Origin of the sequence: Halomonas sp. ISL-56, from assembly GCF_018612805.1 — a bacterium.
GTDB lineage: Bacteria > Pseudomonadota > Gammaproteobacteria > Pseudomonadales > Halomonadaceae > Vreelandella.
Map to the genome: position 1 here is coordinate 68684 of NZ_JAGGRO010000001.1, position 12156 is coordinate 80839.

Genomic DNA, 12156 nt, shown 5'->3' on the forward strand with positions numbered 1-12156 from the left:
ACCCAAATACCCGGCAGGCTCGCCAACAACACCAGCACACCGTAAGCCAACGACACCGCCACTCCTTGGGCAGACGGCAGGCCGACCAGCGCCCAGACACCGGCAGCGGCGCCTTCACGCAGCCCCCAGCCGGCCACCGAAAATGGAATCAACATAGCCAGTAGCAGCGCCGGGGTAAGCGCCAGTACTTGCAACGCAGGCATCTCTACGCCAATCGCCCTGGCGGCGCATACCATGACCAAACCATAACTCAGCACAATCACCAGCGACGACAGCAACTGCGGCAGCCATACGCCGCGCTGTAACAAGCAACGCTTAACGTCGCGGGCCAGGGCTTGGCACCAGTTCGGCAGCCTGGCCAACCAATGGTTAAAACGTTGACGCAGCAGTAGGCCACTGCCAGCGATCACCGCTAGTGCAGCCATTGCACTTAAGCCCACTACGGTGATCATGGCCCCACCCAGCGCGGTATGCCAGAGCGGTGAAAGCAATAGCGCCGTTAGCGTTAGCACCACGACGGCGACCTGCCCAGAGGCGCGCTCAATAATCACCGCTCGCCAGGCACGGCCTCGGGACTGCGCTTGAGAGGCATGGCGGTGCGCCCGCCCGGCGTCACCTAATACCCCGCCGGGCAACAGTTGATTGACCAGCAACGCCAAGTAGTATTCACGTAGGGCATAAGCAAACCGCAGCGGCACATCGATAAGCCCGGCAGTAAACTGCCAGCGCCAAGCACAGAGCATAATCTGAAGCGTGCTGATGACTAACGCCAGCACGACCCACTCAGCGGAGAAGCCCTGCACCTCTGCCACGATAGCCTGGGGTTCAACCCATAGCGCCACCGCACCCAGCAACGCCAAGCTAATCACCAACCGGCGTAGCCATGGGCTTTGCAATGGGATGCTTAGCCGAGTGAACATCCTTTGAGCAGGCCCCATAGACTTAGGCCTCGTCCTTGGGCTTAGCAAACAAATCACGGTGCCCTACCCAAATACCCAGTTGGCCATTGACCACCGCTCGCTGACGCAGCTGCAGCCAGGCGGCAATACGCACCGCGGCTTGCGGGGCTTGCTCGGTGGCGGCATCGGCCCAGCCCTCAAGCAGCGCCATCATCAGCGGCTTCTGGGCGTGACTGCCAGCGGCGAACTGCCAAGGCGTTTCAGCTTGCTCAACGGAATAATCAGCCTCCTCTAGCGCGCTGACTAATGCCTGGTGAGCCTGACCGCCCAGCGCATCGCCCAGGCCCTTATTACGCTGCTGATGAGCAATAAACAGAGCCCGTAGCCAATGGTCTTCGTCATCTAGCACCGGCTTGCCGTGAGGATCAATAAAGTGCCACTCGCCGGTCACGCTAAGCGCTATCAGCAGCGCTTGCTGCTGCCCGGCAATACGGGCCACCAAGGCGTTGACCCACTGCTGGGAAACCAGATCCAGCAGCGCCGATGCGGTCACCAGGTGCGCATCGTCGAGCGGCACATCGGTCAGCGCTTCCAGCGATACGCAATGACTCTCAACGGCTACAGGCTGCCCTTGGCGATTACTTAACCCGGCGGCGCGCTGTCGCGCCTGGGCTAGCAAAATGGCGTCATGATCGATCAGCTTCCAGCGCTGCTGGCCGCTCAGGTGCGGCGCCAAAAAGCGCAGATTACTGCCCCGGCCACAGCCAAGATCCGCTATCTGGGGCGCTGGGGTGCGCTCGCTCAGCCATTCTGCGGCAAGCGCCGCAAGGTGCTGACTACGGGAAGCGACGTCGGCTTCCTCACGCAGCGCCAGCCAGTCGGATTCAAATTGGCTGCCTGCGCGTAAAGAGGCCGTATCGCTGGGCGCAGTTAACGCCGCGGCAAACTTAACGCCTGCTGCCTGCCAGTCACTCAACGCATTTCTGGCCTGGGCAGCGCCTTGGCGCAGTTGCTGGCGTAGCTCTTCGTTATGGCAAAAATGGCTCACGGCGTCTTGAAGTGCGTCGACATCGCCCGGCTCAACGCTCAATCCGGCACCTTCCGGCAAGGTATCCCGCAACGCACCGCCGGTAGTGGTGATCACCGGCAGGCCGTGGGCCAGGGCTTCGGTGATCACCATGCCGTAGCCTTCATACCAGGAAGGCAGCACCAGCGCGTGGGCCCCGCGATAAGCCGCTTCCAGCGTCTCGCTATCACACTCACCATGCAGGTGCACGCTGGACTGCAAGCCGTTCTGCTCAATCAGTTGCGCTACGCGCTGGGTAAAATCAGGGTCACGTGCGCCGCCATAACAGTCGCATTGCCAGTGATCACCGGCAACGCCTGCCAGTGCTTGCACCAGGATATCCTGCCCCTTGCGCGGCGTTAGCGTTGCCACACACAGCAAACGCAGGGTTTCACCGGGGGCTGCAGCGCGGCTAATCGGTGCCTGGGCAACCCCCGGCTCAACCACACTGACACTCGCATTGAGTGGTAGAGCGTAGCGGGTCGCCAGTTCCGGTAAGCGCCGGGCGGTAAAGTGACTGGTAACGATGATCCTCGCCACCGGGGCAAGCGCGGTTAGCTCACTGCGATGAAAGCGTTGCTGATCGACCTCATCGAGGCCCAATTCATCACCTAAAGGATGGTGTAGCAAGGCAGTGATATCCAGCCGCTGGGCATGCTGAGCCACTATCTCGGGCAGCGCGCCCATAGCCAAGCCATCAATCACTACTGCCGCATGATCGGGCAGCGCATCAAGCGTCTGGGCGAGGGCTGCGGCGGCCTCAGCATCCGCGTCAGGAAAGGCACCCGCCAAGCCGACTACATCAATCGCCCAGCCCTGGTCGCGTAAGGCTGAGACGATATGCGCATCGTAGAGATAGCCGCCGGTGCGTTGATCAGGGTCACCAGCGACGATTAACGTAAAACGTTGACTCATAGCGCGCCTTCATAGCTGGCCCAGGCCACATGGGATTCATGCAGCTTGATCTCCATATGGGTAATCCCCTTGGCGGTGATACCCATTTTGCCCTCACCAATCGCCTTGGCGAGCTGGTCGAAGATCACCTTGGCCATAAACTCGGTGGTGGTGTTTTTGCCCGCAAACTCAGGTACTTCATCAAGGTTGCTGAAGTTGTAGTCAGCCAATACCGATTTCACCGTTTCACTCGCCAGACCGATATCGATCACCAGGCCATCCTCATCCAATTCAGGACGCTGAAAGACCACATCCACCACGTAGGTAGCGCCATGAGTGCGCTGAGCGGGGCCAAAGATCTCGCCATTAAAACTGTGGGCGATCATAAAGTGGTCACGAACACATAAACGAAACATAGGGACTCCAAATAGGGCTAAATAAGTTATGAGGGGTAGCGCAGGCGGTGACAAAGCTCGACACTGCCACGGCCAAACAGCCTAGGGGCCAGCGCTGGCAGCTGCGCAAATTCACTTTCGCCGCTGATCAAGGCATCCAGCCGCTCGTCCACCAGCAGGCTCAACGCTAACCGCAGGCGGCGCTGGTAGTCCCAGCGGGGGCGGAGTTTGGGCGGTAGTTGGCCTACCTGGCTAGCCTTGAGCGTCAGCCGCTGGGAGTGAAAAGCGCCGCCCAACGGAATCGCGACGTCCCCCTCGCCAAACCAACTCATTTCAATAATGCGCCCTTCACTGCCGACTAATTCAAGCGCTTGGCGTAGACCCGCGGACTGACCGCTGGCATGGATCACACAATCTTGGTCTTGAGCAGCGTCTTCGGGGGTGCAAAAGGCCACGCCCAGTTGCTCGGCGAGTTGACGACGCTCTGGATTAATATCCACCAGTTGGACAGCCACGCCGGGGATCTGGGTGCATAGATACGCCACTAATGCACCCACCACCCCCGCGCCAATCACACTGATCCGCTCGCCCAGCATGGGTTCTGCGTCCCACACGCCGTTAATGGCGGTTTCCATATTGGCTGCCAAGACGGCGCGCTTAGCGGGCACGTCGGCGGGCACTTCCAGCACAGCCGACGCAGGAACGATGTAGTAATCCTGATGGGGGAACAGGCAAAAAACGGTTTTATTTAATAGCGCATCAGGCCCTTGTTCGACGCAGCCGACGCTGCAGTAACCGTACTTGACCGGTGCGGGGAACTCTCCCGACTGAAAGGGGGCTCGCATGCGTGAAAATTCGCTTTCAGGCACGCGACTATTGAACACCAGCGACTCGGTGCCGCGGCTGATACCGCTGTACAAGGTGCGTACATACACCTCATCTGAGGTGGGCGTAGAAAGCTGTTCGCGCCGCAGCTCACCCTGTGCAGGATTGGTCACCCAGAAGGCAGTGGCCCAGGTCGTTTTGCCAACATAGCGATTTTTGCCAACCTCGTCAGGCGCCGACATGAGCATTCCTTTTCGTTATAAGCCCGCATAGCATGAGCTCAGTTTCATTCCGTTGAATAGGGCGTGGCACCATTGGACTACAGGTTAGGGCTAAGTGACACCCTGTGTGTCTTAGCCCCATGCCCTTTATGGGCCAATTACCGTAATGAGTGGCCACGCGTTGCATGGCCGTTGGCAAAACAGTTTTCAATGGTTCACCATCTTCAGCGTAGCGGGTGAAAAGAAAATATTCGATTAACTCGCTGCAACTAATCCGTTTAACTCTTGATCATATGGACAACCCTACCTTCTTCTACAAGAATGGTACATATAAAAATAGTTGCATCATTTATTTTAACTGCGGATAGCGACGCCGCTTCGTGAGACACCATGCCGCTTTTCTCAAACGTTTCGCTTTTAACCCAGCCCAAGCGGCTTTACAGCGCCGCAGAGCTACTGCTGGGCGGCTTGCTGCTAATCTCAGTGGGCAAAGGTCTACCTCTGTTAATGGCGACGCCGGCCAACTGGGGGGTGGCTATTGCCTTTTACACCGTTATATCCACCTTAATCATGTTCTTCTGGCCTTACGGCTCACTGGGGTGGGCAAACCGCGTCACGCTAGCCCGTGCGGTATTGGTTGCGCTGGTAGCAGGGGCGCTCGCTGATAATACGTTTATAGGGGCAATAGGCCAGTGGCTGGCTATCGCGGTGTTCGCCCTACTGCTTGATGGCGTTGATGGTTGGATTGCCAGGCGCACCAAAAGCCACACGCCATTCGGTGCCCGCTTTGATATGGAGCTAGATGCCTTACTGATTCTGTTGCTGTGTGCAGGATTGCTACGGCTCGAGTCACTGGGGCTTTGGGTACTGTTGATCGGCGGAATGCGCTACCTGTTTATCGCGGCCAGCTGGCAGTTCACCTGGCTCTCACAGCCGCTGTTTGATAGTTTCCGCCGCAAGGCGGTGTGTGTTTGGCAGGTAGTCGCTCTGCTACTCGCATTAACGCCGCTTACCTCGCATCTGATCGCCAACCTGCTGGCCATTAGCGCGTTGCTATCATTAACCTATTCATTTGGTTTTGATATCTGGTGGTTGTACCGAAACGCAAAAAGAGGCTAGCTACGCTAGCACTCCAACCCCAGGCGCTGGTGCCACTCGGCAAGGCTTTCATCCGGGTATTCATCGAAGCATTTATCCTGGAACTGGGCATTTACCTCAACCCAATCCGCCCTGCTTCCCAACATCATATGTGTCCGCTTGGGTGGTGTCGGCAGTGGTGTATCGATTGCTGAGGCGAAAGGGTGTACAAGTTCGGGCCAGTCGGGGTCGTAAACCCATAGCGACGTAGCGCAATGCTTGCAAAAATGCCGCTCTCCCGTGCTTTGCACGCCATTAATGACCGCTCGGTAGATCGAGATGTGCTCATCGCCACTCACATTGAGGGTTTTACTATCGCCGCTGAGGTTGATGGCATAGCCGCCGCCACCCGACGTTTTACGACAAATAGAGCAGTAACAACGGTTAAATGGGTAAGGATGCTGAGACCTCACACTAAACGTCACGGCCTGGCAGTGGCATGATCCTTTGAGCAGCATAGTTATCTCCGTTTGCAGCGGTTACTCAAAATGAGTATCGAAGCGCGACTGCATGAACCGAGTGCGGTCTTCAGCTCTCTTTTAAGCTCACTCTTAACATCTTAGCGCATAGGATCTCCATCGCCTTCAACGGAAATGATTGACGCTGCTATTAAGTAAAGTACTAGCGCTCATCGTTTAAGGCTTGCAGCAGTTCAGCCACGGCCACTTCCCCTTCAGGTTCGTCAAACGCTTGCGCCAGCGTGCCTTGCACAAAGCTTAAAAAACGATAGGCGGCAGGCGGTAAGCGACGCTCTCGACGCACCACGAAGTGCCAGCGGCTTTTCAGCGGGAAACCCTGCAAGGGCAGCTCTTGAACACCTCTGGGCGAATCCGCCACCACGTGGCGGGACAGCACTGCCAGCCCCATCCCGGAGGCCACCGCCAGCCGGATCGCCTCATTACTGGCGATCTGCTGAGTAGAGCGCAGCTCAATGCCCGCGCTGTATAGCCAGGCATCAAAGGTATGTCGTGTCGCCGAGCCCGGTTCACGCAGCAGGAAACGCTCTTCTTTCAAGGCCTCCATGGTGAGGTCGTTTACATTCGCCCAACGGCTATTTTCGGGCCCTACTACCACCAGCGGATTGCTCAGAAAAGGCGCGGCCATTACGGCGTCGTCCGAAGGCGGGTGGCTAAATACGTAGAGATCGTCTTCGTGGCGCTCAAAGCGGTTGAGCATCTGCTGACGATTACCAATCTCAACCGTAACGTCTACCTGTGGGTTAGCCTGACTAAAGGGCCCCAACAGCCGTGGCAGCACGTATTGGGCGGTGTTCACTAAACCAATACTAAAATGGCCGCGGCCGCCGCGGTTGTATTCGTCCAGATACTGGCTGAACACATCGGCACGGCTGAGCAAGTCCTGACTTAGCTGATAGAGCGCCTGGCCGACCTCTGTGGGGACTACGCGGCTATCTTCCTGACGCACGATGGGTTCGCCAACAATTTCCCGCAGCCGTTTCAACTGCTGAGATACCGTTGGCTGGGTCAGATGAAGCCGATTGGCGGTGGCGGTAATCGAACCTGTGCGTACCACGTCGGCATAGACCTGCAGCAGGCGGAAGGTAAGTTGTCGTACTTTCATCGCTTACACCATAGATAATCATCTATGACTATATAAAGTTTATTTGTTTTCATCAATCTCTTGAGATCGCTAAAGTAGCCGCCCAACCAACTTTTCGCCCAACCAACTTTTCAGGAGATTCCCCGTGCCGGATATTGTGGTGATGTTCTTTGTGTTAGGTGTGATTGCCGGTGTGGTGCGCTCCGATCTCAGCATTCCCAAAGCCGCTTATGACATCTTAAGCCTGCTGCTGATGCTGACCATTGGTCTTAAGGGCGGCATGGCCCTGCACGGGAGCCTGGATACTGCTCTGTTAATCGAGCTTGCCGGGGTTACCCTGCTGGGCATTTTAATCCCGCTGATCATCTTCCCCATTGTTCGCTACTTGGTGCGGCTCTCTTTGGCAGACAGCGCCAGCCTTGCTGCCCACTACGGTTCGGTTAGCGCCGGTACTTTCGCCGTCGCCCTGGCGTATACCGAAGCGCACAGTCTGATGACTGGCGGGCAGGTAACGCTTTATCTTGTGCTGCTTGAACTGCCGGCGATAATGCTCGGGATTTTGCTCTATCGTCGCTTTAGCCGTGAAGGCTCAGCCACTAAGATGTCAGGCCTGTGGCACGAAACCCTGACCAATCGCGGCGTTATCTTACTGGTGGGCGGCGTGTTGATCGGTTGGCTATACGGGCCGAATGCGGGTGAATCGGTGACCAGCCTTTACACCAACGCCTTCCAGGGCATTCTGGCACTGTTCCTGTTGGAAATGGGCCTGGTCGCGGCAGAGACGCTGCGCAGCCTGCGCTGGGGGCACAGCCGCCTGATCATCTTTGCCTTGGCAGCGCCCGTTACGCTCTCCTGCTTGGGTTTGATGATGGCGTACTGGCTTGGGCTGCCCGCTGGCTCAGCGATTATCCTGGCGAGCCTTACCGCCAGCGCCTCCTACATTGCTGCCCCCGTCGCCATTCGCGCGGCGATTCCAGACGCCAACATTGGCCTTGCCATGCTGGCGTCATTAGGACTCACCTTTCCGTTCAATGTGTTGATTGGTATTCCGCTTTATCATCAACTCTGGGGATGGCTGACGGGGTGAAGCGCTAGAGAGTAGGCCGATAAAAACAGCTAGGCCCCAAATGCCTTTGGAAACACCAACTGAGGTAAATATAGAAAGGCGCTGGGCAGCAGTATCATGGCGATAATCACTGACATAATCAGCACTATCAGCGGAATTACGGCAAGGAAGGCACGAGGCATGGAGACTTCGCCAATCTGTGTCGCAATCAGCAAACAAATACCATACGGGGGAGTAATCAACCCCAACGTCAGCGATAAAATCACTACCAGCGCCATATGAATTTGATTGATATCAGCAGAGATACATAGCCCTTGAATAATCGGCAGGAAAATAATCACCGCTGTCACCGGGCTAAGCACTGTGCCAATGATTAACATAAACATCATCACCAGCAACATGATGCCAACCTGTGAGTCCGTGACCGATAGTATGAAACTGGCAACTTCCTGAGCGATACCCAAATACGAGATCAGCCAGCCCATAATACCCGCGGATGCCACGGCGAACATGGGTAACGAAAAAGCCACCACCGAGTCTGCCAGAATCCCGGGCAGCTGTTTAAAGCGGATTGCCCGATAAAACACAAAAGCCAGTAGCATACCTACCAACACCGCTACTGATGCCGCTTCCGTAGCGGTGAATACGCCTAAGGTTATGCCACCAAGAACCACAATCGGTAACACCATGGGTGGTGCCGCTATAATGGCGGTGCGACCCATTTGGCTGAAGGAGAACTTACCCGTAGCTTTGATACCGTGCTTTCTAGCGATGTAGTAGACATATCCCATCTGCATTAAGCCTACGAGTATCCCCGGCAATACCCCGCCCATAAACAAGGCCCCCACGGAAACATTGCCGAAAGCACCGTAGATGACCATAAGAATGGAAGGCGGAATAATCCCTCCCAACACAGATGAAGCCGCGGTCAATGCCACCGCAAAGGGGGCGGGATAGCCCGACTTCTTCATTGCTGGAATCAGTACTGCACCTACGCTTGCAGTATCTGCGGCGGCAGAACCGGAAAGGCTGGCAAACATCATGGAGACCATCACGTTAATATGGCCAAGGCCACCACGCACATGCCCAACGGTGCTATCCGCAAAGCGCAACAGACGGTCGGTGATCCCGCCGTCGTTCATCAGGCGCCCGAGCAGCAGAAAGAATGGCACGGCCAGCAATGGAAACGAGTTGATGCTGGCAAACATTTGGTTCGCCACCGACGTTAACGGCAACCCTAATTGCATAATGGTGAATATAGAGGCCAGTCCAATAGCGAAAGCGATAGGAACACTCAAGCCAATAAGAATCAGAAAACTGCCTATCAAAGTAACGAATGGGCTCATGACTTTGCTGCCCCGCCACTATTTGCTACACCTTTACCTGCACGCAGCATAATGATGTCCTCGCGGATTGTTTCAATTGAAAACAGAAGCATGGCGATACCTGCCACGGGCATGGCGGCAAATATATAGGCCATTGGCGTACCCAGAGCCACCGAGCGACGATTCCAGCCCATATCAACCAATACATTGCCGTGCACGATCAGCACATAGATCACCGGCAGGCAGGCTAGGCTACCAAACAGACGCAATACCCGTTGGGTTAGTAAAAAACGTGACGGAAAAACATCGACCACATAGTGCCTGCGTTTGCGCAGCGCAATGGCAGCGCCAATGAAGACCGACCAGATAAAGCAGGCCATGGCCACTTCATCGGTCCACGACACCGAAATTTTCAAATAATTACGTGCAATGACTTGATAGAGAACCGTGAGGATAAAGGCTGCAAACAGCGAGCCTGCAATAAACATCAGGATCTTTTCCAACACGTCATTTATTATCCGCATTTTTCTGCCCTATGTTTGGCCCACCTGCCCCAATTCAACGGCAATTAGTGGGCCAAATCGCTGCTGCAATGTACGTCTACAAGGCGCCTTTGCAACGCCACTGTAAATGGCGGTTTAGAGATTACGAATCGTTTCAAGCAGCTCGGTTAAGCCACGCTCTTCAGCAAATTTATCATGCAGTGGCACAACCGCATCGACAAAAGCCTGCTTGTCGACCTCAGTAACCGTCACCCCCAAACCTTCGAACTCCTGAATGAACTCGGCATCATACTCAATCCCTTGTTCAGTGCCGTACTCACCAGCATGCTGAGCCGCCGCGAGAATAATGCGTTGATCTTCCTCTGAGAAACGATTGAAGCGGTTTTCGCTAATGGAGATATGGCTCATCATTACCTGGTGTTCGGTCTTGGCGTGGTAGGGCGCCACTTCGTAGAGACGGCTGGAGTAATAGCCGCTAATGGTACTTTCAAAGGCTTCCACCACCCCGGTTTGCAATCCTGTATAGATCTCCGTCCACGGTAGTGAGGTGGTCAGCGCACCTACCGACTGCCACATTTCGGCATCCAGACGCGATCCTGTAACACGCATTTTGACGCCCTGGAGATCCGCAGGCTCCGTAACCGGCCCGCTGCTGGTGCTTAAGTTACGCGTGCCACCGCCGGTCAGGCTTAACAACTTCAACCCAACACCTGACTCGCTCATAGCATTATCAAAGTAATCAAACACTGGCGATTCAGGCGACGTCGCAAGCTTGAATTTACCCATATCTTCAAATAGATAGTTAAGGCTAAAGATCTCAAACTCAGGAATATAGGGCGAAATGTTCATCACCCCACCAATGATCATATCGGTGGTGCCAATGCGAATCTCATCCACCATGGTTTGGTCGTTACCTAACTGACCGCCGGGGAAAATTTGCACATCAATACGGCCATCTGTTGCCTCTTCCACTTCCGCTTTGAATGCTTCGGCTGCATCGATCCAGGGGTGGGGGGCGCTGACTACCGTGCCTAAGCGAAGGGTCTCGGCCATCGCCGGGGAGATGAATAGCATGGAAGTCGCGGCCACCAGGGCCAAGCGCGAAAAAGTACGTTTTGTCATGGGATTATTCCTTTTATAGATGTGCCAACGTTGTGCAACAGGATGCGTATAGAGTGATCTAGGCGCCCGATACAGGTTCACCGAGGGTATGCATAAGTCGGTTCGCCCAGCCAAACAGCGTGGTTGAAAGGGTGAGATCCAAAATTTCCTGGTCATCCAGACCAACTTCTCGCAAGCTGGCGATATCATCTTCCGTTACTTTTGGCGGGCACTCGGAAAGGCGCATGCCAAACGACAGAATGGCCCGCTGACGGGCATTAATATCAGCCTTCTCTCCATTGAAGAAAATTTCCTGCATTACCCGCTCTTCGCGGGTCAGGTTGTTATAACGCTGCGCATGCACAGCGGCGCAGTAAATACAGCGGTTGACGACCGACGCTGCGACAGCACCCAGCTCTCGCTCTTCACGAGACAAACCGCCTTTGTCGTACATAATCCCGTTAAACAGGGCAGTGCGAATACGCAAAGGTTCAGGGTCGTGGGCCAACACCAGCACATAATCAGAAATTTTGGTATTTGAAGGTGTTTCTTTAAGCGCTTCCCGCTGAGCAGGCGTCGCGTTGTCGAAATCGATTGGGGTGATATGGGGGCGCCATGTGGGTACCCGGGTAGTGAACTTACGAATGACACGACTCATTGATTTTTCCCCATCACATTCAGCACCGCCGCAACGCGCAGCTGATAGTTAACGAAAGCCACTAAGCCAGCCAAACGTACGATATCGGGTTCCTCAATGCCTGCGCTTCGCAGGGTGTTAATGGTCTCCTCGCTGGCATCCTTGGGCCGCTCGGTAACAAGATCAACGTAGCCAATAATGGCTGCCAAACGCGCTTCATCCGCAGGCGGCGTTGCCCCAGGCATGGAAAGCTGATAAGGATCAGCCGCGTCGCCGTACCCGGCAAGCAGGTCAGCATAGTGCTGTGCCAAACCCTGTTGCTGGCTGATTCTCGCCATACGGCACGCCAGTGCTGCGCGTAAATTAGCTGGCAGGTTCCCAGCATCTTCGGGTAACAGTGCGGCTTGATAAGAGGCTTGGGTGAGATCCATCAGCTTGCCGCGCATGCTTAGGGCCTCCGCCAATGGGCCGCTACTGGGCACCCCGGCGGCTGTTTCAAGTACATGTGACATTTCAGTTCCTTAACA

12 protein-coding genes and 1 pseudogene are annotated in these 12156 nt (G+C 55.5%); 2 read left to right on the plus strand and 11 right to left on the minus strand.

What is annotated here, in order from left to right:
- Window positions 1–29: 29 nt before the first annotated feature.
- From J7J49_RS22360 to J7J49_RS00355, 4 genes and pseudogenes are all read right to left on the minus strand, one after another.
- Window positions 30–938 (minus strand): annotated as a pseudogene (locus J7J49_RS22360) (lysylphosphatidylglycerol synthase transmembrane domain-containing protein); the annotation flags it as partial.
- A 4-nt stretch (window positions 939–942) separates the two neighbouring features.
- Window positions 943–2880 (minus strand): glycosyltransferase, encoded by a 1938-nt coding sequence (locus J7J49_RS00345; RefSeq protein WP_215089269.1) that lies wholly within the window; start codon window positions 2878–2880, stop codon window positions 943–945.
- Entirely contained in the window at window positions 2877–3275 is a 399-nt protein-coding gene (locus J7J49_RS00350; RefSeq protein WP_064234589.1) for a 6-pyruvoyl trahydropterin synthase family protein, read from the minus strand. The genes J7J49_RS00345 and J7J49_RS00350 overlap by 4 nt, the downstream gene beginning before the upstream one ends.
- Before the next feature lie 26 nt (window positions 3276–3301).
- The gene (locus tag J7J49_RS00355) at window positions 3302–4321 is read right to left on the minus strand and encodes a zinc-dependent alcohol dehydrogenase (protein ID WP_215089271.1); all 1020 of its coding nucleotides are present in this window, start codon (window positions 4319–4321) and stop codon (window positions 3302–3304) included.
- Between the two features lie 369 nt (window positions 4322–4690).
- Between J7J49_RS00355 and J7J49_RS00360 the strand changes: the two genes are divergently transcribed.
- On the plus strand, window positions 4691–5419 hold the full coding sequence (locus tag J7J49_RS00360) for a CDP-alcohol phosphatidyltransferase family protein (RefSeq protein ID WP_215089274.1): 729 nt from the start codon (window positions 4691–4693) through the stop codon (window positions 5417–5419).
- Window positions 5420–5424: 5 nt separating this feature from the next.
- Here J7J49_RS00360 and J7J49_RS00365 read toward each other — a convergent pair whose 3' ends face one another.
- Together J7J49_RS00365 and J7J49_RS00370 are read right to left on the minus strand one after the other, a co-directional pair.
- Window positions 5425–5895 (minus strand): GFA family protein, encoded by a 471-nt coding sequence (locus J7J49_RS00365; RefSeq protein ID WP_215089276.1) that lies wholly within the window; start codon window positions 5893–5895, stop codon window positions 5425–5427.
- Window positions 5896–6058: 163 nt separating this feature from the next.
- A complete protein-coding gene (locus tag J7J49_RS00370; protein WP_215089279.1) occupies window positions 6059–7018 on the minus strand; it encodes a LysR family transcriptional regulator in 960 nt (319 codons plus the stop codon).
- 124 nt (window positions 7019–7142) lie between these two features.
- Here J7J49_RS00370 and J7J49_RS00375 point away from each other — a divergent pair, with 124 nt between their 5' ends.
- A complete protein-coding gene (locus J7J49_RS00375; RefSeq protein ID WP_215089281.1) occupies window positions 7143–8084 on the plus strand; it encodes a sodium-dependent bicarbonate transport family permease in 942 nt (313 codons plus the stop codon).
- A 29-nt stretch (window positions 8085–8113) separates the two neighbouring features.
- Here the strand turns inward: J7J49_RS00375 and J7J49_RS00380 are convergent, their stop codons facing one another.
- From J7J49_RS00380 to J7J49_RS00400, 5 genes are all read right to left on the minus strand, one after another.
- A complete protein-coding gene (locus J7J49_RS00380) occupies window positions 8114–9409 on the minus strand; it encodes a TRAP transporter large permease (protein WP_215089284.1) in 1296 nt (431 codons plus the stop codon).
- The gene (locus tag J7J49_RS00385; RefSeq protein ID WP_215089286.1) at window positions 9406–9912 is read right to left on the minus strand and encodes a TRAP transporter small permease; all 507 of its coding nucleotides are present in this window, start codon (window positions 9910–9912) and stop codon (window positions 9406–9408) included. Before J7J49_RS00385 ends, J7J49_RS00380 begins: the two co-directional genes overlap by 4 nt.
- Window positions 9913–10026: 114 nt before the next feature.
- The gene (locus tag J7J49_RS00390) at window positions 10027–11013 is read right to left on the minus strand and encodes a TRAP transporter substrate-binding protein (RefSeq protein ID WP_215089288.1); all 987 of its coding nucleotides are present in this window, start codon (window positions 11011–11013) and stop codon (window positions 10027–10029) included.
- Between the two features lie 58 nt (window positions 11014–11071).
- The gene (locus J7J49_RS00395) at window positions 11072–11650 is read right to left on the minus strand and encodes a peroxidase-related enzyme (protein WP_215089290.1); all 579 of its coding nucleotides are present in this window, start codon (window positions 11648–11650) and stop codon (window positions 11072–11074) included.
- Window positions 11647–12141 (minus strand): CMD domain-containing protein, encoded by a 495-nt coding sequence (locus tag J7J49_RS00400; RefSeq protein ID WP_215089292.1) that lies wholly within the window; start codon window positions 12139–12141, stop codon window positions 11647–11649. Before J7J49_RS00400 ends, J7J49_RS00395 begins: the two co-directional genes overlap by 4 nt.
- Window positions 12142–12156 lie beyond the last annotated feature (15 nt).

Coding starts and splice junctions, on each gene's coding strand:
- J7J49_RS00380 (WP_215089284.1), bottom strand. CDS start 9,409: ATGAGCCCATTCGTTACTTTGATAGGCAGTTTTCTGATTCTTATTGGC.
- J7J49_RS00355 (WP_215089271.1), bottom strand. CDS start 4,321: ATGTCGGCGCCTGACGAGGTTGGCAAAAATCGCTATGTTGGCAAAACG.
- J7J49_RS00395 (WP_215089290.1), bottom strand. CDS start 11,650: ATGAGTCGTGTCATTCGTAAGTTCACTACCCGGGTACCCACATGGCGC.
- J7J49_RS00370 (WP_215089279.1), bottom strand. CDS start 7,018: ATGAAAGTACGACAACTTACCTTCCGCCTGCTGCAGGTCTATGCCGAC.
- J7J49_RS00390 (WP_215089288.1), bottom strand. CDS start 11,013: ATGACAAAACGTACTTTTTCGCGCTTGGCCCTGGTGGCCGCGACTTCC.
- J7J49_RS00365 (WP_215089276.1), bottom strand. CDS start 5,895: ATGCTGCTCAAAGGATCATGCCACTGCCAGGCCGTGACGTTTAGTGTG.
- J7J49_RS00350 (WP_064234589.1), bottom strand. CDS start 3,275: ATGTTTCGTTTATGTGTTCGTGACCACTTTATGATCGCCCACAGTTTT.
- J7J49_RS00360 (WP_215089274.1), top strand. CDS start 4,691: ATGCCGCTTTTCTCAAACGTTTCGCTTTTAACCCAGCCCAAGCGGCTT.
- J7J49_RS00385 (WP_215089286.1), bottom strand. CDS start 9,912: ATGCGGATAATAAATGACGTGTTGGAAAAGATCCTGATGTTTATTGCA.
- J7J49_RS00400 (WP_215089292.1), bottom strand. CDS start 12,141: ATGTCACATGTACTTGAAACAGCCGCCGGGGTGCCCAGTAGCGGCCCA.
- J7J49_RS00345 (WP_215089269.1), bottom strand. CDS start 2,880: ATGAGTCAACGTTTTACGTTAATCGTCGCTGGTGACCCTGATCAACGC.